Annotated in this window: 23 protein-coding genes; 17 read left to right on the forward strand and 6 right to left on the reverse strand. The window is 73.9% G+C overall.

Features of this window, described 5'->3' with window-relative positions; genetic code table 11:
- Window positions 1-83 precede the first annotated feature (83 nt).
- Window positions 84-542: a lamin tail domain-containing protein gene (locus tag C4U44_RS06735; RefSeq protein ID WP_103884665.1), complete on the reverse strand. Its 459-nt coding sequence runs from the start codon at window positions 540-542 to the stop codon at window positions 84-86.
- Window positions 543-809: 267 nt separating this feature from the next.
- On the opposite strand from C4U44_RS06735, the gene C4U44_RS06740 reads away from it, so the two are divergent.
- The 17 genes from C4U44_RS06740 to C4U44_RS06815 all read left to right on the forward strand — a co-directional run bounded on the left by C4U44_RS06740 (window position 810) and on the right by C4U44_RS06815 (window position 20,704).
- Complete coding sequence (locus tag C4U44_RS06740; RefSeq protein ID WP_103884666.1) at window positions 810-1,667, forward strand: ABC transporter ATP-binding protein; 858 nt, start codon at window positions 810-812, stop codon at window positions 1,665-1,667.
- A gap of 134 nt (window positions 1,668-1,801) precedes the next feature.
- The gene (locus tag C4U44_RS06745) at window positions 1,802-2,560 is read left to right on the forward strand and encodes an ABC transporter permease (RefSeq protein WP_235031886.1); all 759 of its coding nucleotides are present in this window, start codon (window positions 1,802-1,804) and stop codon (window positions 2,558-2,560) included.
- A gap of 219 nt (window positions 2,561-2,779) precedes the next feature.
- Complete coding sequence (locus C4U44_RS06750) at window positions 2,780-3,172, forward strand: YegP family protein (protein WP_103884668.1); 393 nt, start codon at window positions 2,780-2,782, stop codon at window positions 3,170-3,172.
- A 187-nt stretch (window positions 3,173-3,359) separates the two neighbouring features.
- Complete coding sequence (gene pstC / locus C4U44_RS06755; RefSeq protein WP_235031846.1) at window positions 3,360-4,379, forward strand: phosphate ABC transporter permease subunit PstC; 1,020 nt, start codon at window positions 3,360-3,362, stop codon at window positions 4,377-4,379.
- A gap of 111 nt (window positions 4,380-4,490) precedes the next feature.
- The gene (gene pstA / locus C4U44_RS06760) at window positions 4,491-5,951 is read left to right on the forward strand and encodes a phosphate ABC transporter permease PstA (RefSeq protein ID WP_103884669.1); all 1,461 of its coding nucleotides are present in this window, start codon (window positions 4,491-4,493) and stop codon (window positions 5,949-5,951) included.
- Window positions 5,948-7,657: a phosphate ABC transporter substrate-binding protein PstS gene (locus C4U44_RS06765; RefSeq protein ID WP_103884670.1), complete on the forward strand. Its 1,710-nt coding sequence runs from the start codon at window positions 5,948-5,950 to the stop codon at window positions 7,655-7,657. Before pstA ends, C4U44_RS06765 begins: the two co-directional genes overlap by 4 nt.
- On the forward strand, window positions 7,644-10,139 hold the full coding sequence (locus C4U44_RS06770) for a hypothetical protein (protein WP_103884671.1): 2,496 nt from the start codon (window positions 7,644-7,646) through the stop codon (window positions 10,137-10,139). Before C4U44_RS06765 ends, C4U44_RS06770 begins: the two co-directional genes overlap by 14 nt.
- Before the next feature lie 61 nt (window positions 10,140-10,200).
- Window positions 10,201-10,386: a hypothetical protein gene (locus C4U44_RS41075; RefSeq protein ID WP_146088213.1), complete on the forward strand. Its 186-nt coding sequence runs from the start codon at window positions 10,201-10,203 to the stop codon at window positions 10,384-10,386.
- Window positions 10,383-11,486 (forward strand): hypothetical protein, encoded by a 1,104-nt coding sequence (locus tag C4U44_RS06775; protein ID WP_103884672.1) that lies wholly within the window; start codon window positions 10,383-10,385, stop codon window positions 11,484-11,486. Before C4U44_RS41075 ends, C4U44_RS06775 begins: the two co-directional genes overlap by 4 nt.
- A gap of 151 nt (window positions 11,487-11,637) precedes the next feature.
- A complete protein-coding gene (locus C4U44_RS06780; RefSeq protein WP_103884673.1) occupies window positions 11,638-12,765 on the forward strand; it encodes an Ig-like domain repeat protein in 1,128 nt (375 codons plus the stop codon).
- Between the two features lie 109 nt (window positions 12,766-12,874).
- Window positions 12,875-14,344 carry a hypothetical protein gene (locus C4U44_RS06785; protein WP_146088214.1) on the forward strand — a complete coding sequence of 490 codons (1,470 nt, stop codon included), beginning with the start codon at window positions 12,875-12,877 and terminating at the stop codon, window positions 14,342-14,344.
- A gap of 121 nt (window positions 14,345-14,465) precedes the next feature.
- The gene (locus C4U44_RS06790) at window positions 14,466-15,410 is read left to right on the forward strand and encodes a sortase (RefSeq protein WP_103884675.1); all 945 of its coding nucleotides are present in this window, start codon (window positions 14,466-14,468) and stop codon (window positions 15,408-15,410) included.
- Between the two features lie 38 nt (window positions 15,411-15,448).
- Window positions 15,449-16,342 (forward strand): phosphate ABC transporter ATP-binding protein, encoded by an 894-nt coding sequence (locus tag C4U44_RS06795; RefSeq protein WP_103884676.1) that lies wholly within the window; start codon window positions 15,449-15,451, stop codon window positions 16,340-16,342.
- 59 nt (window positions 16,343-16,401) lie between these two features.
- Window positions 16,402-17,310 carry a LysR family transcriptional regulator gene (locus C4U44_RS06800; protein ID WP_103884677.1) on the forward strand — a complete coding sequence of 303 codons (909 nt, stop codon included), beginning with the start codon at window positions 16,402-16,404 and terminating at the stop codon, window positions 17,308-17,310.
- 369 nt (window positions 17,311-17,679) lie between these two features.
- On the forward strand, window positions 17,680-19,200 hold the full coding sequence (locus C4U44_RS06805; protein WP_103884678.1) for a CoA-acylating methylmalonate-semialdehyde dehydrogenase: 1,521 nt from the start codon (window positions 17,680-17,682) through the stop codon (window positions 19,198-19,200).
- A 173-nt stretch (window positions 19,201-19,373) separates the two neighbouring features.
- Window positions 19,374-19,958: a sigma-70 family RNA polymerase sigma factor gene (locus tag C4U44_RS06810; protein WP_103884679.1), complete on the forward strand. Its 585-nt coding sequence runs from the start codon at window positions 19,374-19,376 to the stop codon at window positions 19,956-19,958.
- Window positions 19,955-20,704, forward strand: a complete 750-nt coding sequence (locus C4U44_RS06815) for an anti-sigma factor (protein WP_103884680.1) — start codon at window positions 19,955-19,957, stop codon at window positions 20,702-20,704. The genes C4U44_RS06810 and C4U44_RS06815 overlap by 4 nt, the downstream gene beginning before the upstream one ends.
- A gap of 71 nt (window positions 20,705-20,775) precedes the next feature.
- Here the strand turns inward: C4U44_RS06815 and C4U44_RS06820 are convergent, their stop codons facing one another.
- From C4U44_RS06820 to C4U44_RS06840, 5 genes are read right to left on the reverse strand one after another with little or no spacing between them, the layout of a single operon-like run.
- Window positions 20,776-21,585: a DUF1295 domain-containing protein gene (locus C4U44_RS06820; RefSeq protein ID WP_103884681.1), complete on the reverse strand. Its 810-nt coding sequence runs from the start codon at window positions 21,583-21,585 to the stop codon at window positions 20,776-20,778.
- Complete coding sequence (locus tag C4U44_RS06825) at window positions 21,582-22,901, reverse strand: SAM-dependent methyltransferase (RefSeq protein ID WP_103884682.1); 1,320 nt, start codon at window positions 22,899-22,901, stop codon at window positions 21,582-21,584. Before C4U44_RS06825 ends, C4U44_RS06820 begins: the two co-directional genes overlap by 4 nt.
- Window positions 22,898-24,202, reverse strand: coding sequence for an SAM-dependent methyltransferase (locus C4U44_RS06830; protein WP_103884683.1), 1,305 nt, complete (start codon window positions 24,200-24,202; stop codon window positions 22,898-22,900). Before C4U44_RS06830 ends, C4U44_RS06825 begins: the two co-directional genes overlap by 4 nt.
- Window positions 24,189-24,959 (reverse strand): DUF1365 domain-containing protein, encoded by a 771-nt coding sequence (locus tag C4U44_RS06835; RefSeq protein WP_103884684.1) that lies wholly within the window; start codon window positions 24,957-24,959, stop codon window positions 24,189-24,191. The genes C4U44_RS06830 and C4U44_RS06835 overlap by 14 nt, the downstream gene beginning before the upstream one ends.
- On the reverse strand, window positions 24,953-26,260 hold the full coding sequence (locus C4U44_RS06840) for an NAD(P)/FAD-dependent oxidoreductase (protein WP_235031847.1): 1,308 nt from the start codon (window positions 26,258-26,260) through the stop codon (window positions 24,953-24,955). Before C4U44_RS06840 ends, C4U44_RS06835 begins: the two co-directional genes overlap by 7 nt.
- Between the last annotated feature and the right edge of the window lie 362 nt (window positions 26,261-26,622).

Raw genomic sequence — 26,622 nt, forward strand, 5'->3', positions numbered from 1 at the left:
GGCGCGGTTCGCGACGGTGGATCGGCGGGCGCCCCGGGCACCCGCCCCGCCGTCCCGGCCCGCACCGGCGCCACGGATCGCGCTCAGCACATCTTGTACGCCACCCGCGTCGAGTTGTACGAGCAGGTGTCGACCTTGGTGCCCTTGGACGACCGGAGCGTGGCGGTGTCCTTGTCGTTGTTCCACACGTAGGCGGCCCGGCCCTGGTACCGGTTGGCCGCGGTGTTCGTCCCCTTGCCGGTGCGGACAGCCACCGTCTTGTGCGCGCCGAGCGTGTACGTGCCGAAGGTGTAGGTGTGCCTCGACGCGTCGGTGAGCGTCCAGCCCTTCAGGCTCGCGGACTTCGACGTGGTGTTGGCGATCTGCACGTACTCCGCGTTGAGGCTGGAGTTGGTCCGCGTGTCGGAGCCCGGGCTGTTGTAGTAGATCTTGTACAGGTGCACGGACCCGGCCGACGCGTCCGCCTGGGCGGGCGCGAGCAGTGCTCCGGCGACGGCCGCGGCGGCGACCGCGGCGGCGGCGAGCATACGAGAGCGGTTCATGGTGTCCCTGATGTCCCCTGATCGAACCCCGGGCGCCCCCCTGGCAAACCCGGTGGGACAGTCAGACTAAGGACGAAGCCCGCGCACCGCCCGCCCGTTACCCAACCGGGACAATCGTTCCTTCACGCGCCCCGCGCCCCGCGCCCCGCGCCCCGCGCCCCGCGCCCCGCGCCCCGCGCCCCGCGCCCCGCGCACCTCGCGCCGAAGGCAGGTCGGCAGTTTCCGGGTTCCCCCGCGCGGCCGGCCGCGGAGCGGCAGGCTTGACGCATGGCCGAGGGGGACGCGGTACGCGTACGGGGGCTGCGCAAGCGGTACGGCGACGTCGTCGCGCTGGACGGCCTCGACCTGGACATCCGGGCGGGCGAGGTGTTCGGGCTCCTGGGGCCCAACGGCGCCGGCAAGAGCACCACGGTGGAGATCCTCCAGGGCCACCGGTCCCGCGACAGCGGCGAGGTGAGCGTGCTGGGCGCCGACCCCGCCGCCCCGGACCGCCGGTGGAAGGCACGGGTTGGCATCGTGTGGCAGGACGAGTCGGCGGTCACCGAGATGACCGTCGGCGAGACCGTCCGGCACTTCGCCCGCTACTACCCGCGGCCGCGGGACCCGGCCGAGGTCATCGCGCTGGTCGGGCTGGAGGCCAAGGCCCGCAGCCGGGTCAAGGAGCTGTCCGGCGGGCAGCGCCGGCGGCTCGACGTGGCGCTCGGCGTGATCGGCGGACCCCGGCTGCTGCTGCTCGACGAACCGACCACCGGCTTCGACCCGGTGGCCCGGCGTCAGTTCTGGGAGCTGATCCGCACCCTCGCCGCGGAGGGCACCACCATCATCCTCACCACGCACTATCTGGAGGAGGCCGAAGCCCTCGCCGACCGCCTCGCGGTGATCGCCGCCGGCCGGGTCGTCGCCGAGGGACCGCCCGGCTCGCTGGCCGGCCGGGCCGAGGCCCGGGCCACCGTGCACTGGGCCGGTCCGGACGGCGTCGAGCGGTCCGAGGAGACCGGCACCCCGACCGCCACCGTCACCTCGCTCGCCCGGCGCTTCGACGGGGAGATCCCCGGACTGCGGGTCACCCGGCCGACCCTGGAGGACGTCTACCTGCGACTCATCGGACAGGAGGACCCGCGATGACCGCCGCCGACGCCGCGCCGCCCGCGGCCCAGCCGGAACCCGACGGCGCCGACGGCGCCGGCACCGCCGGCGGGACCGGCAGCGACCGGGAGCGGCTGCCCGGAGCGTGGCAACTCGGGCTGCTGCGCGGCGCGATGGAGATCAGGCTGTTCTTCCGCCAGCGCGAGCAGGTGGTGTTCACCTTCGCCTTCCCCATCGTCTTCCTCTTCCTCTTCGCCTCCATCTTCAGCGACACCATGAAGAACACCGGCACCACCGCGTCGCAGTACTACGTCACCTCGATGATCGCGTCCGGCATCATGTCGACCAGCTTCCAGTCGCTGGGCATCTCCATCGCCATCGAGCGGGACGAGAAGGTGCTGCGGCGGCTGCGCGGCACCCCGATGCCCCCGGCCGCGTACTTCCTCGGGAAGATCTGGCTGGTGCTGGTCACCGGCGTGCTGGAGACCGCGGTCCTGCTCGCCTTCGGCACCACGGTCTACGGCGTGGACCTGCCCTCCACCGCCGGCCGCTGGCTGACCTTCGGCTGGGTGTTCGTGCTCGGCATCACCGGCTGCGCGCTGCTCGGCATCGCGATCAGCAGCGTGCCCAGGTCCGGGCGCAGCGCCACCTCCGTGGTCGTCCTGCCCTTCCTGGTCCTCCAGTTCATCTCCGGTGTCTACATCCTCATCGACACCATCCCGAACTGGATGCTCACCGTCGGCTCCTTCTTCCCCCTGAAATGGCTCTGCCAGGGCCTGCGCAGCGTCTTCCTCCCGCAGGCCGCCGCCGCTCTCGAACCCGCGGGCGCCTGGGAGAGCGGCCGCACCGCGCTGGTCCTGGGCGCGTGGTGCCTCGGCGGCCTGCTGCTGTGCCTGCTGACCTTCCGCTGGAAGAACCGCGGCGACGCCTGAACGCCCCCTGCCGTACGCCTGGTCGGGGGTATGCGGAGGCGGATTCACCCTGCGTGAACGACGGGCAACTTCGTGGTGAAGTATCCCGCGCCGATCCTGTGAAGCATGCCCAAGGCAAGATTCCGCAAATACATTGCCGGTGCCGCGCGCGGGTTCACGGCGTGCGGCCGTGCCTCGGGCGTGGGGCCGGGGGCGAGCCGACAAGGGTGGGGTGGGGCGATGACCCGGGAGACCGGGGCGCTGGGGGTCGGCGGGATCGGGACCCGGTGCCAGATCGACATCGGCGAGGACGGCTGGTACTCGTGGCGGCTGACCGCGAACAACGGGCGGGTGATCGCGCTCGGCGCGGTCACCCATCCCGACGAGAAGGCCTGCCGGGCCGCGTTCGAGGCGCTGTGCGAGGCGGCGGCCTCGCTGCTCGGCGGGGTGCAGCACGCGGCCGAGTCCAACGGGTGGATCTGGCGATTACGGGACGCCGACGGCGAGGTCCGGGCGGTGTCCTCGCGGGCGTACGAACGCCACTCCACCTGCCAGGCCGCGTACGACCGGTTCCGCGTGCTGTTACTGGACCTGGGCGCCGCGCCGTCGGTTCCCTGGGGCGACGCGCACTGAGCCGGGCCGGCACCCGTACCGGTACCCGTATGGAGGGGGCCGCCGTTCCGCCGCACCGCGACGGAACGGCGGCCCCCTCCGCTTGTGTGGGGTGATCGCCGCGAGGTGAACGGAAGTTGCCCCTACGGGTGCTGTCGTTCACACACTGGTGCGGGCGCGGCCACTGCACCCCGTGATCGTGCGTTCGGTGAGCATACGAACACAGCCGCGACCGGCCGGGCCCGACCACGGCGCGGACCGGCGCCGCCGGCTGTACTCCGACTCCGCCCTGCCCGACCGGCTCTTCCACGCGGTGGCCCGCAGCGGCGGCGGCCTGGTGCTGGCCGTCATGCTGCTGGTCGGCGGGTTCCTGCTGTACCGGGCCTGGCAGGCGCTGCGCAAGGCCGGCCTCGGCTTCCTCACCACCGCCCAATGGGACCCGGACGCCGGCCACTTCGGGATCGCCGCGGTACTCACCGGCACCGTGCTGATCGCCACCGTCGCGGTGGTGATCTCGGTGCCGCTGGCCATCGGCACCGCGCTGTACATCGCGGAGTACGCCCCCGTCCGGCTGCGCCGCACCCTGGTGAGCGTGGTCGACCTGATGGCGGCGGTGCCCTCGGTGGTCTACGGGCTGTGGGGGCTGTTCTTCCTCCAGGGCAAGGTGATCGGCCTGGCCCGCTGGCTGTCCACCTACGGCGGCTGGTTCCCGCTGTTCACGGTGGACGGGGCCGACCCGCACGACCCGCTGGCCACCGCCACCGTCTACACCGCCTCCACCTTCGTGGCCGGCATCGTGGTCGCGATGATGGTCACCCCGATCATCTGCTCGATCATCCGGGAGGTCTTCTCCCAGGCGCCGGTCGGCGAGCGTGAGGGCGCGTACGCGCTGGGCGCGACCCGCTGGGGCATGATCCGCTCGGTGGTCCTGCCGTTCGCCACCGGCGGCATGATCGGCGGCACCATGCTCGGCCTCGGCCGCGCGCTGGGCGAGACGATCGGCGTCTACCTGGTGATCTCCCCGGTGTTCGCGATCCAGCCGCACATCCTGCAGACCGGCACCAGTTCGGTCTCGTCGCTGATCGCGCTGCGCTACGGCGAGGCCAGCCCGTTCGGCATGTCCGCGCTGATGGCAGCCGGACTCGCCCTGTTCCTGATGACGCTGGTGGTCAACTTCGCCGCGTCCTCGATCGTCGCCCGCAGCCGTTCCGGTGCCACCGCCGAGTAGCCGCCCCCACCGGCTGCCGCGCCGGCCCGATCGTCCCCCCACCGCCCGCCCGCCCGAGACCTGTCCCACACCAGCCGCGCAGCAACCGGCGGATCGAGGAGATGCCCCCGCATGACCACGGATGTCACCAGCGCCGCCGGCGCGGCCGGTCCCGGCCCGCACGCCGCGCAGCCGCCGCGGCCGGGCGGGGCGGAAACGCCGCGGGATCCCGCGCCCCCACCGCCGGCCACCACGCTGCCGCGCACCGCCGGGACGACCGGCACCGCTCCCGAGCGGCGCCGCTCCACCGGCACCACGCGGCAGTCCGACGTGCTCGCCCTGGTCGGCGCGGCGGCCGCGGCCCTCTCCACCACCTGGCTGTTCTTCACCCGCCTCGCGCCCTTCAGCGGCGGCCTCGGCTTCGTCGTCTGCGCGTACCTGCTCTTCCTCGCGTTCTACGCGCTGCTGGTCTCCTTCGACGAGGACGGCCCCGCGGTCCGCGACCGGATCGCCTCGGCGATCGTGCACAGCCTGGCGCTCCTGCTGCTGGTGGCCCTGACCTTCGTCCTCGTCTACACCCTGTGGTCCGGGCGCAAGGCGCTGCCGCACCTCAACTTCCTCACCCAGGACATGCGGAAGGCCGGACCGCTCGATCCGCTGACCGTCGGCGGCATCCGGCACGCGATCATCGGCACGCTGATCCAGATCACCATCGGCCTGGTGCTCACCGTCCCGGCCGGCCTGCTGTGCGCGGTGTTCCTCAACGAGGTGCCCGGCCGCTACGCGCGTTTCGTGCGGACCGTGGTCGAGGCGATGACCGCGCTGCCGTCCATCGTCGCGGGCCTGTTCGTCTACGCGACCGCCATCCTCGCGGTCGGCCTGGACAAGTCCGGCCTCGCGGCGTCGCTGGCGATCTCGGTGATGATGCTGCCGATCATCATCCGGGCCTCGGACGTGGTGATCCGGCTGGTGCCCGGCACCCTGCGGGAGGCGTCGTACGCGCTCGGTTCGCCGCGCTGGCGCACCGTGTGGCACGTGGTGCTGCCGACCGCCCGGTCCGGGCTGACCACCGCGGTGATCCTGGGCACCGCCCGCGGGGTGGGCGAGACCTCGCCGGTGCTGCTCACCGCGGGGTTCACCGCGGTCACCAACTACCAGCCGCTGCACAACCCGATGGTGTCGCTGCCGCTGGCCGCGTTCGAGTTCGTGCAGTCGCCGCAGCCCGCGATGATCGCGCGCGGCTTCGGCACCGCCTCGGTGCTGGTGGTGCTGGTGCTCGCGCTCTTCGTGGTCGCCCGCGTCATCGGCGGCCGGGGCCCCGGCGAGCTGACCCGGAGCGGCACGCACCGCGCGGTGCTCGCCTCCCGCCGGGACCAGCAGCGCTTCGCCCGGCGCGCCGCCGCGAGCACCGCGGCCACCGCCACGGGCAGCACCGCGAGCGCCGCCGCCGACACCGTCACGACCAGCAGCGCCGCCGCCGACACCGTCACGACCGGCGGCATCGCTGCCGATGGCCCCGGCCGTACCGACACCGCCGAGCAGGACCACGCACACCCCGACCAGGGGCCCGCACAGGGAGTTGACGGATCGTGAGAAGGATTCGGGCGGCAGCGGCAGCCCTCGGGCTGCTCATCTGCTCGCTGCTGGTACTCGGCCAGCAGGGGCCGAGCGCCTCCGCGGCCACCTACGCGCGGATCAGCGGCGCGGGCTCCACCTGGAGCCAGAACGCCATCGACCAGTGGCGGCGCAACGTCACCCAGTACGGCATGACGATCGACTACGCCGGCACCGGCTCCTCCGACGGCCGCCAGCAGTTCCGCAACGGCACCGTCGACTTCGGGGTGTCCGAGATCCCGTACGGCATGACCGAGTTCGGTGTGCGCGAACCTCCGCCCACCCGCGGCTACGCCTACATGCCGATCGTGGCCGGCGGCACCGCGTTCATGTACAACCTGCAGATCGGCGGGAAGCGGGTCACCAACCTGCGGCTGAACGGCGACACCGTCAGCAGGATCTTCACCGGCAAGATCACCAACTGGTCGGACAAGGCGATCGCCGCCGACAACCCGGGGCTGACGCTGCCGAACCGCAAGATCATCCCGGTGGTCCGCTCCGACGGCTCCGGCACCACCGCCCAGTTCTCGCTGTGGATGTCCAAGGAACACGGCTCGGTGTGGAACGACTACTGCCGGCGCGTCGGCAAGCCGGTGCCCTGCGGCCTGACGTCGTACTTCCCGGTGGTCCCCGGTTCGGGCTTCATCTCCCAGTCGGGCTCGCTCGGGGTGTCCGGCTACACGCGGCAGAACTACGCCAACGGCGCCATCACCTACGTCGAGTACTCCTACGCGGTCACCACCGGCTTCCCGGTCGCGAAGATCGAGAACTCCGACGGCTACTACACCGAGCCCACCGCCTCCAACGTCGCGGTGGCGCTGACCCAGGCCCAGATCAACCAGAACAAGAGCTCGTCGCAGTACCTGACGCAGATCCTCGACAACGTCTACCACTACAAGGACCCGCGCACGTATCCGCTGTCCAGCTACAGCTACATGATCCTGCCGACCAAGGTGGAGAAGGGCTTCACCACCGACAAGGGCAACACGCTCGGGGCGTTCGGCTACTACTTCCTCTGCGAGGGTCAACGCCAGGCCGAGCCACTGGGCTTCTCACCGCTGCCGATCAACCTGGTGCAGGCGGGCTTCGACCAGCTCAAACGGATCCCCGGGGTGCAGGTCCAGAGCATCAACCTCAAGGGCTGCGACAACCCGACCTTCTCCACCAACGGCACCAACACGCTGGCGAAGAACGCGCCCTTCCCCAAGTCCTGCGACAAGGCGGGGCCCACGCAGTGCTCGGACGGCACCGGTGGCGCGAGCCATGTCAAGACCCCGGTGAAGTCCTCGGCCGGCGGCGGCACCGGCGGTTCCTCCGCCGGCACCGCGGGCTCCGGCAGCGGTACCACGGCAGGGAGTTCGGGCACCGGCTCCGGGACCACCGCCGGTTCCGGCAGCACCTCGGGCGCCGGCTCCGGGACCACCACCGCGGGCGCCACCTCCGCCGGTACCTCCGGCGGAGTGGACCCCGACACCGGCCTGTCCACCGGTGACGCGGGTGGCAGCGGCGACGGCGGCCAGGACATCGCGGCCTCCACCGTCTCCGTCGGCTCCGAGTCCTTCTGGGGCCTGCGCACCTGGCTGATGGGCCTGTCCGCGCTGCTGCTGCTCGCCGTCGTCGTCGCCCCGCCCACCATCGCCCGCCGGCTCACCACCAGGACAGGAAAGCGTCATGGCAGTGCGTAACCACCCCCAAGAGGGCCGGGCGCAGTTGGTACGCCTGGGCGGCCTGCTGTCCGCACTGCTCGCGGCGGTCGGCCTGGTGCTGCTGCCGCTGCCCGCGGGCACCACCGCGGCGCACGCCGCCGACAGCAGCGGCTCGGCGGTCACCAGGTCCGGCACGAAGGGCACCTGGGACGACTTCTCCTCGCTCAAGGTGACCGTCGAGCAGACGAAGGGACTGCGCGACCAGGGCCTGAAGGTGTCCTGGTCCGGCGGCGCCCCGACCACGATGGCCAACGGCACCCAGTTCGGCTACGACTTCCTCCAGATCATGGAGTGCTGGGGGAACTCGCCGGACGGTCCCACCCGCGAGCAGTGCGAGATGGGGGCGCCGCCGGGCGGCATCGCCCCCTCCCAGACGGCCCGGCGCATGGTGGGCTACCCCGCCACGACCGCGCTGTACGACCCGCAGGAGACCACGTACACCGGCGGCGGGCAGACGCTGCCCTTCCAGCCGGTCAAGGGCGCGGCCAGCACCGACACCAACACCTTCTTCACCGCACTGACCAGCAACGAGCAGGACTTCGCCCCCACCGCGGCCGACGGCACCGGCGAGGCCGTCATCGACCTGCTGTCCGCCGTCGACGCGGACTACCTCGGCTGCGGGGCGGTGGCCGAGGACGGCGCCGCCCCCGAGCCGTGCTGGCTGGTGGTGGTCCCGCGCGGCACCCACGAGCCCGACGGCACCATCCCCGACCTCGGCAACGGCGGGCTGTCCACCTCGCCGCTGTCCGCGACGAACTGGGCCCAGCGCATCGTCTTCCGGCTGGACTTCGCGCCGATCGGCGGCTACTGCACCATCGGCCAGAAGGAGCAGATGACCATCGGCTCCGAGATGGCCGAGGAGGCGATCACCTCCTGGCAGCCGACGCTGTGCACCGAGGACAGGATCACCTTCGGCTACGAGCGGGAGACCGACGACCTCGGGCGCAGCGCCGTCACCCGGCCCACCGACGGCTCACCGGGGCTGGCCTTCATGGAGGCACCGATCTCGCCGCCCCCGCAGGGGAAACCCGTCGTCTACGCGCCGGTGTCCATGTCCGGCCTGGTGATCAGCTACAACGTCGAGGTCGCGGCGTCGACGAAGATGGTGCCCAGGATCAGGCTCGACGCGCGGCTGGTGGCGAAGATGCTCACCGGCTCCTACCAGTGGGACGTGCCCGGCACCGACCCGCCGCGCGGAAACCTGCCGAAGGAGAACGCCGAAGGGCTCTCCAGGGACCCCGAGTTCCTGAAACTCAATCCCGACCTCGGGAACTACGCAGGCTCCAGCGCGATCGAGGGCATCGCGATGCCGCAGGGATCGGGCGACTTCATCGCGGAACTGTGGCGATGGCTGCGCTCCGACCCGGACGCGAAGAGCTTCCTGGAGGGAAAGCCGGATCCGTGGGGCATGACCATCAACCCCTATTTCCTTTCCCAGTTGAAGCCGGCTGATTCCGCCATCTCGGAATTCCCGAAACCCGATCCGACCACCTATCGGCCGTCGGCGGCCTATCCCAACCTGATCATCGACAGCACCGCGGCCAATCCGTACACCGCCTCGCTGCACGACGACGCGACGCGGGTGCTCACCGCGGCCCAGCCCGGCGCGACCGGTGTCGACCTCACCGCCCAGCCGCCGAAACTGCAGATCGGCCAGACGCTGCCCGGCCAGGCGTTCTCCTTCGGCGTGACCGACGCGGCCACCGCCGCCCGCTACCGGCTCGGCGTCGCGGAACTGCTCAACCCCGCCGGCCAGTGGGTCTCCCCGACCACCGACTCCATGACCAGGGCGGTCAACGGCTGGAAGGACGGCCCGGTCCCCGGGGTGCTCGACGAGGACCCGGGGCTGAGGACACCCGGCGCCTACCCGCTGACCACCGTCACCTACGCGACCGCCGCCCTCGGCCAGGACGCCACCGCGCGCAAGGACTACGCGGCCATGATCCGCTACGCGACCGGCCCGGGACAGCAGTCCGGTATCGGCCCCGGCCTGCTCCCACCCGGCTACGCGCCCCTCACCGCCCACCTGCGGGACCAGGCGGCAACCGCCGCGTCCCAGCTGGTCACCGGCGTGCTGCCGGCGTCCGGCGGTACGGCGGGCGGCTCGTCCGGGGGCGGCGGCTCGACGGCCTTCGGGGACTCCGGCGGCGGCTCGTCCGGCATCACCGGCGGGTCGGCGACCGGCGGCGCGAGCGCCGCCGGGGGAGCCTCGCCGTCGTCCTCCGCGTCGAAGGCGGCGCTGACCGGAGGGTCGAACGGCACCTCGGGCAGCAAGCCCGCGGCCGACGCGCGCGGCACCACGCCCGGCGCCTTCCTCGGCGCGGTGCGCTGGGTGCTGCTCATCGTGCTGATCGCGGGCATCGCCGGGTCGCTCGGCGGACCGCTGCTGATCCGCGCGGGCGGGATACGCGGCGCCGGCCGGTCACTGATCCCCCCGCGTTTCCGGCGGAGGACGGCATGACCGGGCAGCGGGAATTCCTGCCCCGGCGGGGACTTGCGCGCCCCGTGGAAGGAAAATCCAGATGATTTTCACCGTCCCTTTGTTCACTTTACCGGAGCTTTTCTTTTGGTTGCCGCCCGGTGGTGCGGTCGGCAGACTGACCGGTGTCCGGCAGCGCCGGATGTTCTCCGCAGAAAACCGGGGAATCAGTTTTCCCCGGCACGTCGCACCTGAAATTCCATCCGCCTTATTCGGAGGAAGCAAGTGAACGTGAAACTCGCCAAGCGCGCGGCTGTCGCCGCAGGTGTCGCCGCACTGAGCTTCGGGCTGGCCATGCCCGCCGCGCAGGCCGACCCGGGCAGTGACCCCGTCACCGGCAGCAACTTCCGCGAGCTGGTCGGTGTCGGCTCCGACACCACCCAGGACGTGATGAACGGTCTGGGCGCCGTGGTCCAGGACCCCGACGCCGACCCGGCGTCGCTGCTGATCGGCTCCTACGACGCGGTCGACCCCAGCACCGGTGCGGTGCACGGCACCATCACGACCCGGGCCGGCCACGCCGCCGTGCAGCGCCCGAACGGTTCGGCCGAGGGCGTCAACGCGCTGGCCGCCGACATCAACTCCGGCGCCAACAACTTCGACTTCGCCCGCTCCTCCTCCAAGCCCACGCTGCCGGCCTCCTCCGGCATCAGCGGCACCTGGGTCCCCTTCGCCCTCGACGCGGTCACGGTGGCGGTCTCCGGCACCAGCACCCTGCCGGCCAACTTCTCGCTCCAGGACCTCACCCGCGCCTACAACTGCCAGGACCCGGCGACCGGCAACGCGCTGCCGTCCGGCCAGTTCCCGGTGATCGGCGGCGTGACCGTCCACCCGCTGGTGCCGCAGGCCGGCTCCGGCACCCGGAAGTTCTGGGCCTCCACCCTCGGCTTCAACGCCACCACCCTGCCCTCCTGCGTCAAGGACACGGACAAGGACGGCGTCGCGGTCGAGGAGCACGACGGCGGCTCGCTGAAGCGCACCGTCGCCGCCAACGGCTCCGAGGACATCGCGCCGTTCTCCATCGCCCAGTACATCGCGCAGACCAACAGCGCGCAGACCGGGGTGCGCGACCGGCGCCACGGCGCGCAGCTGCGCTCCATCAACAACGCCGCCCCCATCATCAGCGGCGCGCTCAACGACCAGTTCCCGGTCCACCGCAACGTCTACAACGTCTTCCAGACCTCCCGGCTGACCGAGCCCGACATCGCGCAGGCCTTCGTCGGCTCGACCTCGGACGTGTGCGCCAACTCCGACGTCATCAAGGAGTTCGGCTTCGGCACCATCAGCGACTGCGGCGACGTCAGCCTGACCGGCGCGCTCCAGCTCTGACACCACCTCAGTACCGCTGAGCACGCACCGACGGGCGGTCCGACCGCCGGGGCCGGGCACCTCCACGGAGGTGTCCGGCCGTACCCCCCGTGGTCCGGCCGCCGGGCGGCCGGACCCGATCGACCCTCCGAGCTCCCAGGAGACACCACCGATGAACCGAAGACTGTACGGCGCGCTGGTCGGCGCGTTGACCTTGCTCATGGGCGCAGGTGCCGCGCTCGGCGCGACCGGCACCGCCAGTGCGCAGACCGCGACCCGCCACGACCCGGCGGGACCGAAGGTCACGCTCACCGCCCGCAGCGACAGCCTCACCGACAGCTCGCCGTTCAGCCTCGTCTCGGTCGCCCGTGCCTGCCCGGCCGGCTACCAGGACAACCTCGGCGTGTACCTCGTCGTGCCCGACGGCCGCGAGTCCGCGCTGGCCCTCAACCTCACCGACGGCGCCCCCTACAGCGCGGACACCGTCACCACGCGGCCGCCCGCCCAGCCGGCAACCGGCGTCCTGGTGCGGTCGCTCGCGTCCGCCTTCCAGATCGTGCACGTGCCGGTCGCCGACGGGGTGTACCCGATCCACGTCGTCTGCGGCAACGCCGACCACGCCGACTTCCCGGACCGGCCGACGGCCACCGGCTTCGTCCAGGTCAGCGGGAGCACCTTCACCGTCGCCGACCTGCCCGCCCCGGTCGAGACCACGCTGCGGCTGTCCGCCGACCCGGCCACCCACGTGCAGGCCGGCAACACCTTCACGCTGACCGCCAGGGTCAGCGCGGCGGCGAGCGGCACGGTCCGCTTCACCACCGACAACACCAACCCGATCGGCAGCCCCGTCCCGGTGGTGAACGGCACGGCGCAGGTCACCGCGCCGGCCAACGCCAACCCGGGCGTGCGCCGCTACGTCGCCACCTTCGTGCCGTCCGACCCGATCGGCTACGCGCAGGACGTGGCGGTCTTCTCGTACGCGTTCACCGCGGCGCCGGGCATCCAGGTCACCGACGCGGCCGGCAACGCGCTCGGGGACACCCCGCGGCTGACGCCCGGTCAGCACGTCGAGGTCTCCGCGCAGGGCTTCCTGCCCGCTTCCGAGGAAGAGGTCACGGCCTCCGTCAGCGGCGCGCTCGGCTTCTTCCCCGCGGTCACCACCGACGCCGCCGGCGCGGTGACCGGCTACGACCTCCACGTGCCGTACGTGATCGCCGACGGCACCCACACGCTGACCCTCAGGGGTCGGACCAGCCATGTCTCGGTCACCTTCACCTTCACCACGAAGTGGCCGTCATGACGGGCTGACCAGCACCATCGCGCCACCGGCCGGGCACCCACAGGTGCCCGGCTGCCGCCGTGAGGACGGCACCGCACCACCGACCGCATCCCCGAGGGGACGAGGAGAGATGAAACGAAGAATGCGCGCCGCACTGCTGAGCGTGCCGGCGCTGATCCTGGGCACCGGTGCACTGGTGTTCACCACATCGGGGACCGCGCGAGCGGAGATCGACGGCACCGTGACCCTCACGCCGGCGAGCGGCACCGTCACCGACAAGCCCTTCGTCACCGGGCTGTCGCTGTCGGCGGGGTGCCCGGCGCCCTACCAGGACGGGCTGCGGGTCTCGCTGGTCGCGACGGACGGCACGTCGAAGATCCTGCTGCTCGTCCGCGACGGCGCCCCGTACACCTCCGTCCCGGCCGAGGTGGCGCTGCCGGCCACCGCGCCGAGCGGCGAGCTCTACAACTCCATCACCACCGCGCTGCGGACCGTCGCCGACGGCACCTACCCGCTCACCGTCGAGTGCGGCACCACCACACCGGCCACCGACCAGGCCCTGCGGACGTACACCACGTCCCTCGAGATCACCGGGCAGAACTGGGCGATCAAGCAGGCCGCGCCGGCCACGCAGACCAGCGTCACCCTCACCACCGATCCGGTGGGCCACGCGGTGGTCAACAACACGGTCACCCTCACCGCGAAGGTCCAGCCGGCCGACGCGGCGGGGAAGGTGCGGTTCCTGCGGGACGGCACCTCGCAGATCGCCGAGGCCACCGTGACCAACGGCACGGCGACCGCCCAACTCCCGGCGGTGGCCAACCCGCTGGTGGTACCGCTCGGGGCGACCTTCGTCCCGGACGACAGCACCAAGTACACCCAGAGCTCCACGACGGCGAGCTACTCGATCGTCGACGAGCCGTCCCTCACGGCGCTGGACGACACCGGCAACGCCCTGAGCGACACGCCGAACCTGGCGGGCGGCCAGAAGCTCTCGCTGACGGCGGCGGGCTTCCTCCCGGCGGTCTCCGGCAGCACCAGCGAGACGGTGGACCTCACCCTGGACGGCGCCGCGGCGACACCCTCCACCGCGACCGCCGACAGCGCCGGGGCGGTCGACAACCTCGCGTACACGCTGCCCGGTTCGATCGCGGACGGCAGCCACAAGCTGACCCTCACCGGCCACACCAGCCACATCGCGGTGGACTTCCCGTTCACCACCGGCGCCGCGGCCGGGAGCACCGACGGCACGACGTCGGGCGACACCGGGGACGACTCGGGCGCCACCGCCGGCGACACCGCGGGCGACTCGGGGACCACCGCCGGTGACACCGCCGGCGACTCGGGCACCACCTCGGGCGACACCGGCACGACCGGGACCACCGGGACCACCGGGTCGGCGGGCGAGGACGTATCCGGCGGCAGCACCGGCACCGGCGGGTCGTCCGGCGGCGGCGGATCGCTCGCGGCCACCGGAGCGGGCGGCGTCCTCCCGCTGACCGGGCTCGCCCTGGTGCTCGCCGCGGGCGGCGGCTACGCCGTCCACCGGGTGCGCCGGGACGGCAAGTTGCTCAGTTTCGGCCCGCACCCGAAGGACTGAGCCCCCGCCCGGCGGGTACGGCGGCACCGCCGTACCCGCCGGGCGCGCACCGCCGCACCGGCACGCACCCGTGCACCGCCCGACCGCACCCCTCGCCCACGCCGCACCCAAGGAGCCACCCGTGGCCGTCATCTCACCGCCGCAGCCGGAGGCCGGGCCGCCGCCTTCGCACCCGTCCTCGCCGCAGGGGTCGCAGCCGGCGGTGCCCGCGCAGGAGCGCAAAGGCCCCGACCCGCGGTTCACCGTCCCGGGTGCGGCACTCACCCTCCTGGCCGCGCTGCTGCTCGGCTTCGCCGCGCATCTCACCGTGCTCGGCCACATCGAGCACGCCCGCGCCCAGCAGACCGGATACGACCGGCTGCGCGACGAACTCGCCCTCGGCACCGCTCCGGTGGGCCCCCGCGACCAGCAGGGCAGGCCCGTCCCGAACGGTGCCCCGGTGGCGGTGCTGCACATCCCCGCGATCGGTCTGCGCGAGGTGGTGTTCCAGGGCACCAGCTCGGAGGTGCTGATGTCCGGTCCCGGCCACCTGCGGAACACCCCGCTGCCCGGCCAGCCCGGCACCAGCACGATCCTCGGCCGGCAGTGGGGGTACGGCAGCCCGTTCAACCACCTCGACCAGCTGCGCGCCGGGGACCCCATCACCGTCACCACCGGCCAGGGCCAGCAGCACTACACCGTCACCGGCACCCGCCGGGCCGGCGACCAGGACCCCGTGGCGCTGACCGCAGGGCAGGGCCGGCTGACCCTGGTGACCGCGACCGGCGGCTACTACACCCCGCACGGCGTGCTGCGGGTCGACGCGCGGCTCGTCGGCCAGGCGCAGCCCGCGCCGGCGGCCGGCGGCGCCGTCCCGGCGGCCGAACTGCCGCTGGCGGGCGACCAGTCGGCATGGCTGCCGGTGCTGCTGTGGCTCCAGGCGCTGCTGGTGGCCACGGTCGCCGTCAGCTGGGCGTACCGCCGCTGGGGCCGCTGGCAGACCTGGATCGCTGGACTGCCGGTGCTCACCGCGCTGGTGATCGCCCTGTCCGGAGCGGCCACGGCGCTGCTGCCCAACCTGATGTGACCCACCCACCCACACCCGCCCCGAGGGGATCGCCCGCCATGCCAGCCACCGACAAGACCGTGGAACTGCCGCCCGTGCCCGTGCGGCCGTCCGCTCCCGGTCCGTCCGCAGCCCCCGGTCCGTCCGCGGTCCCCGGCTCGTCCGCCCCCGGCGCGCACCCGGCCACCCTGGACGCCCGCGAGGTCTCCGCCTGGTTCGGCGACCACAAGGTCCTGGACCGCGTCTCGCTCACCATGCCCGCGCGGCACGTCACCGCCCTGATCGGCCCGTCCGGCTGCGGCAAGTCCACCTTCCTGCGCATCCTCAACCGGATGCACGAACTCGTCGGCAGCGCCTCGCTCGCGGGTCAGGTGCTGCTGGACGGCGAGGACATCTACGACCGCGGCCGCCGCATCACCCATGCCCGACGCGAGATCGGCATGGTCTTCCAGAAGCCCAACCCCTTCCCGGCGATGTCGATCTACGACAACGTGCTCGCCGGGCTGAAGATGAACGGCGTCAAGGCCACCCGCGACGAGCGCGACGGCCTGGTCGAGGAGTGCCTGAGCAAGGCGGGCCTGTGGCGGGAGGTCGCCGACCGGCTGCGGCAGCCGGGCGGGGCGCTGTCCGGCGGGCAGCAGCAACGACTCTGCATCGCCCGCTCGCTGGCCGTCCGGCCCCGGGTACTGCTGATGGACGAGCCCTGCTCCGCGCTCGACCCCACCTCGACCCGGCGGATCGAGCAGACCATCGGGGAGCTGTCCGCCGAGGTCACCATCGTCATCGTCACCCACAACATGCAGCAGGCCGCGCGGGTCTCCGACCAGTGCGCCTTCTTCCTCGCCGAGCAGGGCACCCCCGGGGTCATCGTCGAACACGGCTCCACCGAGGCGATGTTCGACCACCCCCAGGACCCCCGCACCACCGACTACGTCCAGGGCCGGTTCGGCTGACCGGCCCCGCCCGGCCCGCCGCGTCCGCGGCCGGGCCGGGCGACTCGCACAATGGGCGGATGCCCCCTCGCGACGACGTCTCCACGGACGACCTCCGGCTGCTCCTGGCCCTCGCGCGCACCGGCCGGCTGGTCGCGGCCGCGGCGCTCGTCGGTATCGACCACACCACGGTCCGGCGCCGCCTGCGCCGGCTGGAATCGGGCCTGGGCGTCACGCTCATCGAGCACGGCCCCGACGGCTGGGTGCTGACCGAGGTCGGCCGCAGCGTCGTGGAGCGCTCCGTCCGGCTGGAGGACATCGTCCAGGACGTGCGCGCCGCGGTCCGGGGCGAGGAGGGGACCGTCCGCGGCACCGTCCGCATCGCCGCCCCGGACGGCTTCGGCGCGACCCTGGCCCCCGTGGCGATCGCCGAGGTGGTCCGCGAACACCCCGGCGTCAGCGTCGAGCTGGTCACCATGACCCGGCCGCTGAGCCCGCGCGCGGCCGGGTACGACCTGTCGGTCAGCATCGGGGAGCCCCGGCAGGGCTGGCTCACCTCCGAACTGCTCACCCACTACGAGCTGGGCCTGTACGTCGCGCACGACTACCTGCGCCGGCACGGCCCGCTGCGGGGTACCGCCGACCTCGCCGACCACCGGCTGGTCTTCTACGTCGACTCCCACCTGGCGGTGGCCGAACTCGACCTGGCCCGCAGCTTCGCCGGGACCGGCGTCGGCCTCGCCTCCACCAGCGTGCACGCCCAGGTCGCGGCGACCCGGGGCGGCGCCGGGATCGGCCTGCTGCCGTCCTTCCTCGCCGAGCCGGAACCGGACCTGGTGCGGGTGCTGCCCGCCGAGGTCCGGTTCGTCCTGGCGTACTCCCTGAGCCGCCGCAGGGACAGCCCCGCCCCCGAGGCCGTCGACCTCATCCGGGCCGCCCTGCACCGGCACGTGGCGCGGCACCGGAGCGAGCTGCTGCCCCTCGGGTGAACCCCGGTGCCGGGGGTTCGGGGTGCCGGGGGCCTGGGTGGCGGGGGGCCTGGGTGCCCGGGTGAACTCCCGTGCCCCGGACCGCGTTCCGGGCCGGGTCCCGCCGGTGCCCACCCGTATCCCCGGCCCGCCGCGAAGCGGACTGTGCACAAACGCAGATCCGCTGTGCGGGATCGGTGGTTGTCCACCGTCCGGTGCGGGGTGCAGGCTTGGCGCTGATCACGCCGCCGCACCGCGGAGCAGCGGGTCCGCACGCCGGCGGCCCGCGGCCGATCACGGGCAGCGGTCCGTGATCGGCCGCGGTCGCCGGACGCGACCGCGTCCGGGCCCCGGGCGGGCCGGCGTTCGACCCACCCCGAAAGGCCGCCCATGCCCGAGTCCGCCTCCGCCGTGCCCGACGAGCGCATCCCGCACTGGATCGACGGCGCACCCGTCGACCCGGGCGACGGTGCCCGGCTGGGTCCGGTGCACGACCCCGCCCTCGGCTCGCGGACCGCGTCCGTCGTGCTGGCGGCGCCGGCCGACGTCGACCGGGCCGTGGCCTCGGCGGCCCGCGCCTTCCCGGCCTGGCGCGACCTGTCGATGGCCCGCCGCCAGGTGATCCTGTTCCGCTTCCGCGAACTGCTCAACGCCCGCCGGGAGGAGCTGGCGGCGATCATCACCGGCCAGCACGGCAAGGTCCTCCCCGACGCGCTCGGCGAGATCGCCCGCGGCCAGGAGGTGCTGGAGTTCGCGCTGGGCTTCCCCGAGATCCTCAAGGGCGCGTTCTCCCGGAACGTCTCCAACGGCGTCGACGTCCACTCGTTCCCCGAGCCGGTCGGGGTCTGCGCCGTCATCAGCCCCTTCAACTTCCCGGCCATGGTGCCGATGTGGTTCTTCCCGGTGGCCCTCGCCGCCGGGAACACGGTGGTGCTCAAGCCCAGCGAGAAGGACCCGTCGGCCGCGGTGTGGCTGGCCGCCCTGCTCACCGAGGCGGGCCTGCCCGACGGGGTGCTCAACGTGGTGCACGGGGACAAGGTGGCGGTGGACGCGCTGCTCACGCACCCCGAGGTGGCGGCCGTGTCGTTCGTCGGCTCCACCCCGATCGCCGCCAAGGTCTACGAGACCGCCGCCCGGGCCGGGAAGCGGGTCCAGGCGCTGGGCGGCGCGAAGAACCACATGCTCGTTCTCCCCGACGCCGACCTCGACCTCGTCGCGGACGCCGCGGTCAACGCCGGTTTCGGCTCCGCCGGTGAGCGGTGCATGGCCGTCTCGGTGGTGGTGGCGGTCGAGCCGGTCGCCGACGCGCTCCTCGCGAAGACCGCCGAGCGGATGGCCGCGCTGCGCACCGGGGACGGCCGGCGCGGCTGCGACATGGGCCCGCTGATCACCCGCGAGCACCGCGACAAGGTCGCCTCCTACATCGAACTGGCGGAGCAGGACGGCGCCGCGGTGGTCGTCGACGGCCGCGGGGTCGTCCCCGACGGGGACCCCGGCGGCTTCTGGCTCGGCCCCACGCTCCTCGACCGCGTCCCGACCACCTCGAAGGTCTACACCGAGGAGATCTTCGGCCCGGTGCTGTCGGTCGTGCGGGTGGCGTCCTACGAGGAGGGCGTGCGGCTGATCAACTCCGGCGCCTTCGGCAACGGCACCGCGATCTTCACCCGCGACGGCGGAGCCGCCCGCCGCTTCCAGCACGAGGTCCAGGTCGGCATGATCGGCGTCAACGTGCCCATCCCGGTGCCGGTCGCCTTCCACTCCTTCGGCGGCTGGAAGGCGTCGGCCTTCGGCGACACCAAGGCCTACGGCACCCAGGGCTTCCACTTCTTCACCCGCGAGAAGGCGGTGACCACCCGCTGGCCCGACACCGGCCACGGCGGCATCGACCTCGGGTTCCCCCGCAACGACTGAGCGGCGCGGCGCGGGCGGGCCCCGCACTCCCCGGCGGGGCGAGGTGCCCCGGGCACTTCGCCCCGCCGGGGAGGGGGCGCGGTCGCGCGGGTTAGCGTGCGACCAATCCGCGGTGCGCGTGGCTCCGGATTACCAGGGGATGTCCCCCCAGTCCGGCCCGTGGGAGAACCAACGTGAAGGAACCCGTACACATCGGTGGAAGCCCGTCCGCCGCACCCGATCTGCAGGACCTGCTGCACGACGTGGCCCTGGGCGACCAGGACGCCTTCGCGTCGGTCTACGACGCGGTGGTCGGCCCGGTGCTCGGCGTCGCCCGGGCGGTGCTGCGGGACCGGGCGCAGTCGGAGGAGGTCGCGCAGGAGGTGCTGGTGGAGGTGTGGCGCACCGCGCCGCGCTACCGGCCCGAGCGCGGCAGCCCCCTCAACTGGATCCTCACCCTCGCTCACCGGCGCGCGGTGGACCGGGTCCGCTCGGTGGAGGCCGCCGCCGCCCGGGACACCAAGGCCGCGCTGCTCGCGCACCAGCCGGTCTACGACGAGGTGACCGAGCAGGTCGAGACCCGGCTGGAGCAGGAGCAGGTGCGCCGCTGCCTGCGGACCCTGACCGCGCTGCAGCGCCAGTCGGTCACCCTGGCCTACTACCGCGGCCTGACGTACCGGGAGGTCGCCGAGGCGCTCGCGCTGCCGCTCGGCACCGTCAAGACCCGGCTGCGCGACGGGCTGATCCGGCTCCGCGACTGCCTGGGGGTGACCGCGTGACCACCACCGATCCGCACGCCCTGACCGGTGCCTACGCGCTGCACGCCCTCCCGGACGAGGAGCGGGCCGCCTTCGAGCGCCACCTCGCCGGGTGCGAGTCCTGCGCGCAGGAGGTCGCCGAGTTCAGCGCCACCGCCGCCCGCCTGGCCCTGGCCGCGGCCGTGCCCACCCGCCCCGCCATGCGGGAGGAGGTGCTGCGGCGCGTGGCCACCGTACGCCAACTGCCGCCCGCCGCGGCGTCGTTGGACCGGGCGCGGCGGAGTGTGTGGCGTGGACGCGGTGCGGGCCGCCGGGCGCTGGCCGCCTGCGTGGCCGCGGCGGTCGCGTGCGGCGGCGTCGCGGTCTGGCAGTACCAGCGCGCCCAGGACGCCGGGGACCGGGCCGCGCGGGCCCAGCGGCAGGTCGAGGAACTCGCCGGGGTGCTCGCGGCCCCCGACGCCAAGTCGCGTGTCGCGCGGATCGGGGACGGCGCCGCCACCCTCGTGGTCTCCGCCGGCCGGGACCGGGCGGTGTTCGTCGCCTCCCGCATGGCCGCGCCCCCGCGGGGCAAGGTGTACGAACTCTGGTTCTCCGACGGCGGGAAGATGCGCGCGGCCGGCCTGATGGACCCCGACCGGAGCAGCCAGGCCGTCCTGCTGCGGGGCAAGGTCGACGGCGCTTCCGGCATCGGCATCACGGTGGAGCCGGAGGGCGGCTCCCGCGCGCCGACCACCCCCCCGCTCGCCCTGCTCGGCCTGCCGACGTGACAGCCGCCGGCATGCCGACCTGAGCGCGGGCGGGGGAGCGAGCCCGTGCCGCGGCCCGACCTCCCCCGCCCTCACCGGGGGCGGCGCGGCGGCCGGGGCAGGAAGCCGCTGGTGCGGGCGGCGTAGGCGGCCCAGCCCGGCCGGCCCTCCATGCGGCGTTCCGTCAGCCGCTTCCCGCTGCCCTGGGTCAGCAGCAGGCTCATGACCACCGGCGAGACCACCGAGACCACGGCGGGGGAGAGCCCCCCGTCGCAGGCGACCAGGAACAGGCCCCACCAGACGCAGAAGTCGCCGAAGTAGTTGGGGTGCCGGGTCCAGCTCCACAGCCCCCGGTCCATGATCCGTCCGCGGTGGGCCGGATCGGCCTTGAACCTGTCCAACTGGGCGTCCCCGACGGCCTCGAAGAACAGGCCCACCGCCCACACCCCCGCCCCGGCCCAGGCCAGGGCGGACAGCGGCCGGGGCGCGTACTGCGCGGCCTGCACCGGCAGCGACACCAGCAGGACCAGCGCCGCCTGCAGCAGGTACACCATCCGCAGGGCGTACAGGTTCCGGTTCCCCGGCGCGCGGGCCAGCATCGCGTCGTACCGCGGGTCCTCGCCGTGCCCGCTGCCCCGGCGCGCGATGTGGACCGCCAGGCGCAGCCCCCACACGACGGTGAGGACGGTCACCAGCAGGCGCCTGCCGAGGTCGCCGTGCCCGGCCGAGGCGGCGAAGGCCACCACGGCCACCGCGGCGAAGGCCGCGCCCCAGGCGACGTCGACGACCCGGTGCAGGCCGCGGACCACGGCGACCGCGAAGGTGACGAGCAGGACGGCCAGGGCGGTCGCCGCGGCCCAGCCGAGTCCGATGGCGAAGGCACCCCAGGCGAAGGCGCTCACCGGCCGGCCAGGTCCCGGTACCAGTCCGCGGGTTCGGCCGCCCCCGGGTCGATGCCCCCGTCGTCGGACGGCCGCGCGCACAGGATCTGGTCGACGCCCATCCGGCCCTCCTCGAAGGCCAGCGCGCCGCCCACCAGGTACAGCCGCCACACCCGCGCCGTCTCCTCGCCGGCCAGCCGCACGAACGCGTCCCAGCGGTCCTCCAGCGTGCGGTGCCACGCCCGGATGGTCCGCACGTAGTGCTCGCGCATCGCCTCCACCGACCGCACCTCCAGCCCCGCCGCCTCCAGCAGGCCGACGGTTTCGCCGACCGGGCGCATGTGCATGTCCGGGGCGATGTACGCCTCGATGAACGCGCCGCCGCCCGGTGCGTTCGCGCCGCGGGACATCTGCTGGACGAGCACGCGTCCGCCCGGGCGGACCCGGCGGTGCAGGGCGGCGGCGAAGGCCGGGTACTCCGCGTCCCCCACGTGCTCGCCCATCTCGACGGTGGCGACGGCGTCGTAGCCGGTGCCGGTGATGTCCCGGTAGTCCTGGCCCACCACCTCCACCAGCTGCTCCAGCCCCCGCTCGCGCACCTGCTGCCGTACGTACCCGGCCTGTTCGCGGGAGAGGGTGACGGCGGTGACCCGGGCCGCGTGCCGCTCGGCCGCGTGCAGGGTGAGCGAGCCCCAGCCGCAGCCGATGTCGAGCAGGCGCGCCCCGGGGGCCAGGGCGAGCTTGCGGCAGACCAGTTCCAGCTTCGCGCGCTGGGCCCGCGCCGGGTCGCCGGTCGCGGGCTCCCGCGCCGTCCAGTAGCCGCAGGAGTAGGCCATGGTGTCGTCGAGCAGGAGCCGGTAGAAGTCGTTGGAGAGGTCGTAGTGGTGGCTGATCGCCGCGCGGTCCCGGTCCTTGCTGTGCAGGCCGCCGCGCAGCCGCGCCTGGGAGGCCGGAGCCGGCGGTGGCGCGCCGACGGCGCCGAGCCGGACGGCCGACCCGGCGACGCGTGCCCAGCCTGCCGGTGACAGCCGCGGGGTGTGCGGGCCCCGCGCGCGGGCGGCGCCCCACACGGCGCGCAGGCCCTGCGCGAGGTCGCCCTCCACGTCCAGTTCCCCGGTGACGTACGCCTGGGCGAGGCCGAGTTCGCCGGACCGCCACAGCAGGCGGCGCAGCGCGCGCCGGGACCGGACCACCACCGTGGGTGCGCCGTCCGGGCCGGTCTCGCTGCCGTCCCAGGCGCGCAGCCGGACCGGGAGGGGGGTGCCGAGCGCGTCCTCGGCGAGTGCGGCGAGCCGGTGGGCCGCACCGGGCCGGACGAGGGTGCGGGCGGTGGTCATCGGGCGGGGCCCTCCTTGGTGAGCAGGTATTGCTGGACATCCAGGTAGCCGGCGCGGAACCCGGCCTCGGAGTAGGCGAGGTAGAAGGTCCACATCCGGCGGAAGGTGGCATCGAAGCCGAGGGCGGCGACGTCCTCGGCGCGCTCGGCGAACCGCTGCCGCCACAGCCGCAGCGTCTCGGCGTAGTGGGCCCCGAAGCCGTCCCGGGCCGCCACCGACAGCGCGGTGTGGTCGCGGACGGCCTCCTCGACCGCCCGCGTCGAGGGGATCAGGCCGCCGGGGAAGACGTACTTCTGGATCCAGGTGTGGGTGCCGCGGGCGGCCAGCATCCGCGCGTGGGGCATGGTGATGGTCTGCAGGGCGGCCCGGCCGCCGGGGGCCAGGCGCGCGTCGATCGTGCGGAAGTACACCGGCCAGAACTCGGCGCCGACGGCCTCGATCATCTCCACGCTCACCACCGCGTCGTAACGCCCCCCGGCCTCGCGGTAGTCGCGCAGCTCGATCGACACGCGGTCGGCGTACCCGGCCGCCCGCACGCGTTCCCGGGCCAGCCGGCGCTGCTCCTGGGAGAGGGTCAGCGAGGTGACGTGCGCGCCCCGGGCCGCGGCGCGCAGGGCGAGTTCGCCCCAGCCGGTGCCGATCTCCAGCAGCCGGGTGCCCTCCCGGACGCCGGCCAGGTCGAGCAGCCGGTCCACCTTGCGCTGCTGGGCGGCCGCCAGCAGGGACCGCTCGGCGGGGAAGCCGCGGAAGACGGCGGAGGAGTAGCTCAGGGTCTCGTCGAGGAACAGCGCGAACAGGTCGTTGGAGAGGTCGTAGTGGCGGCCGACGTTGGTACGCGACCCGCGCGGGGTGTTGCGCTGCGCTGCCGGCTGCCGGTGCGCCCACAGGCCGCGCAGCCGCTGCAGCGGGGCGGGGATGAGCTCGGCCGCGTGGGCGGCGAGCACCGTGAGCACGCCGACCAGGTCGGGGGCTTCCCACTCCCGGGCCATGTACGACTCGCCGAAGCCGATCAGGCCGCGGCTGCCGAGGCGGGCGTGGAACGCCCGGGCGTCGCGCACCTCCAGCAGCGGGCCGCCCCGCCCGAGGGCGGAGCCGTCGGCGAACCGGACCCGCAGCGGCAGCCCGTCCAGTGCGTGCCGGACGAGCGCGGCGGCGACCGCCCGCACCGGCCACGACGTCCGCGGCACCGCGGCCACGTCGGGCCAGCGGGCAGCGGCGGCCGGTTCCGCCGGTTCAGTCGGTTCGGACGGGTGGTCGTCGGTTCCGCGGGGTGCGGCGGAACGGGATTCAGCTGTGGTCATGACGCATCTCCGGGGTGCGGCGGCCCGGGTGCGGCTGCACCGGCAGGCCGCGCAGGTACAGGCGGACGCCGTGGAAGCGGATGGCGGCCGACACCGCGAGGGTCGACCAGGGGTGGCGCAGGGCCAGGCGCAGCAGTGCGGCGGGGGTCGCCTCCCGCCGGCGGCCGCGGACGGCGGCGGTGAAGGGGGGGCCGCCGGGCCGGTCCAGACGCACGGTCAGGTCCAGCCGCTCCCGGGGCAGCGGCAGCCGCATGCGGTAGCTGCCGTCGACGGGATGGAACGGCGAGACGGGGAACTCCTTGCCGACCCGCGCGGTGCCGTCCGGGCCGGGACGCACCAGGTAGGCATGGCGCTGCCCGTAGGTGTTGTGGACCTCGGCGACCACGCAGCGCGGGGTGCCGTCGGGGCCGTGGCACCAGTACAGGGTCAGCGGGTTGAAGACGTACCCGAGCACCCGGGCGTGCGCGAGCATCAGGACCGGGCCGCCCTCCAGGTCGACGCCGTGCGCGGCCAGGAAACCGTCGAGCCCGGCCCGGATCGACGGGGCGCGGCCGGTGAAGTGGTCGCGGGCGCGGAAGCGGGCGAGCGGCCGCAGCGGCCGCGGCAGCACGGGCGGGCGGTCGGGGTCGATCAGCCACAGGTAGGTGCGGTGCCGCAGGACGGAGCGCCACGGCGCCCTGCGCACGTGCGTGATCGTGCACGGGTAGAGGGCGGGCACCACCGGTACGGGCCGCCGGTCGGCAGGGGCGGTCACCATCGCACCCCCAGGGCCGCGGCCGCCTCCACACCGCTGCGGCAGCCGTCCTCGTGGAAGCCCCAGCCGTGGTAGGCGCCCGCGAACGCCGTGACGGACGTGCTCAGTTCGGGCAGCCGGCGCTGGGCGGCCACCGACCCGGGCGTGTACACCGGGTGGTCGTAGGTCATGCGGGCCAGCACCCGGGCGGGGTCGACGCGGTCCTCGCCGCCGAGGGTGACGACATAGGTCCGCGGCGCGTCGAGCCGTTGCAGCCGGTTCATGTCGTAGCTCACCCGCACCCGGTCCGCGCCGGCCGCGCAGGAGGGCATCAGGTAGTTCCAGGAGGCGCGGGCCCCGCGCGCCCGCGGGAGCAGGGTGGTGTCGGTGTGCAGCAGCGTGGGGTTGCGGGAGTAGCGGAAGGCGCCCAGCAGTTCCTTCTCCAGCGGGGTGGCGTCCCCGAGCAACCGCAGCGCCTGGTCGGGGTGCACGGCGACGACGACGTGGTCGTAGCGCGCTGTGCTGCCGTCCGCCGCGACCACGTCGGCGCCGTCCGCGTGCCGCAGCACGGCCCGGACCGCGGTGGCAGCGCGCACCTCGTGCACGCAGGCCGCGATCCGCTCCACGTAGGAGCGCGAGCCGCCCGTGACGGTGCGCCACGCCGGCGAGCCGCCGACCGACAGCAGCCCGTGGTGGGCCAGGAAGCGGAACAGGTGGGAGGCCGGGTGGCGCAGGGCGGCCCCCGCGTCGCAGGACCACACCGCGGACACCAGCGGGGTCATGAAGTGGGCCCGGAAATAGGGCGAGAAGCCCGCCTCGTCGAGGAAGGCGCCGAGCGTGAACGCGTCGTCCTCCCCACCCCGGTCGAGCAGGCGGCGCGCCCTGCGGTGGAAGACCGGGACCTCCGCGAGCATCCGCAGGTAGGCGCTGCGCAGCGCGTTGCGCGGCTGGGCGAGCAGCCCGCGCGGCCCGCGCGCGCCCGCGTACTCCAGACCGCAGCCCTCGCACCGCACCGACATGCTCATCTCCGACTCCTGCGTGGCGACGCCCAGTTCCCGGAAGAGCCGCAGGAGGTGCGGGTAGGTACGGCGGTTGTGCACGATGAAGCCGGAGTCGACGCGGTCCGTGCGCCCGCCGTGCGCCACCAGGTCGTGGGTGTGGGCGTGGCCGCCGAGCCGGCCGTCGGCCTCGTACAGGGTCACGTGGTGCGCCCGCCCCAGGACGTACGCGGCCGTCAGGCCCGCCACCCCGCTGCCGACCACGGCGGTGCGGGGCGCGGCCGGGCGGCCGCGCGGTGTTCGGTGGTTGCTCGCCTCGTCCGTCACGCAGGGAATCCGGTGCCGCGACCTTGGCGGATTGGTGGCACCCGCGCCGAGACGGGAGAAAACCGCGGGCATCCCTCCGCGGCGCTTCCGGCGACGGTGCGGGTCCCGGAACGTGGCACCGGCGACCGCCGGTCTGATATGCACCATTCGCCCGAGAATAGCCAGGAAGTCGGCCGCGGGCGCGCGGTCCGGCGGGGGTGCACCCTGATGCCGGGGCGGCACGGGCTGTTGCGATCATGGCGAGGGGCGGGACCGTCGCACCGGTCCCGACGGGCGGCGCCGCACCTGCCCGCGCACCCCGTACGTCCGTGCATCCTGTACGTCCGTGCATCCCGTACGTCCGCATGCCGCCGGCCGCGGCC

This window comes from Actinacidiphila yanglinensis (assembly GCF_900107965.1).
In the GTDB taxonomy this organism is placed as follows: Bacteria; Actinomycetota; Actinomycetes; order Streptomycetales; family Streptomycetaceae; genus Actinacidiphila; species Actinacidiphila yanglinensis.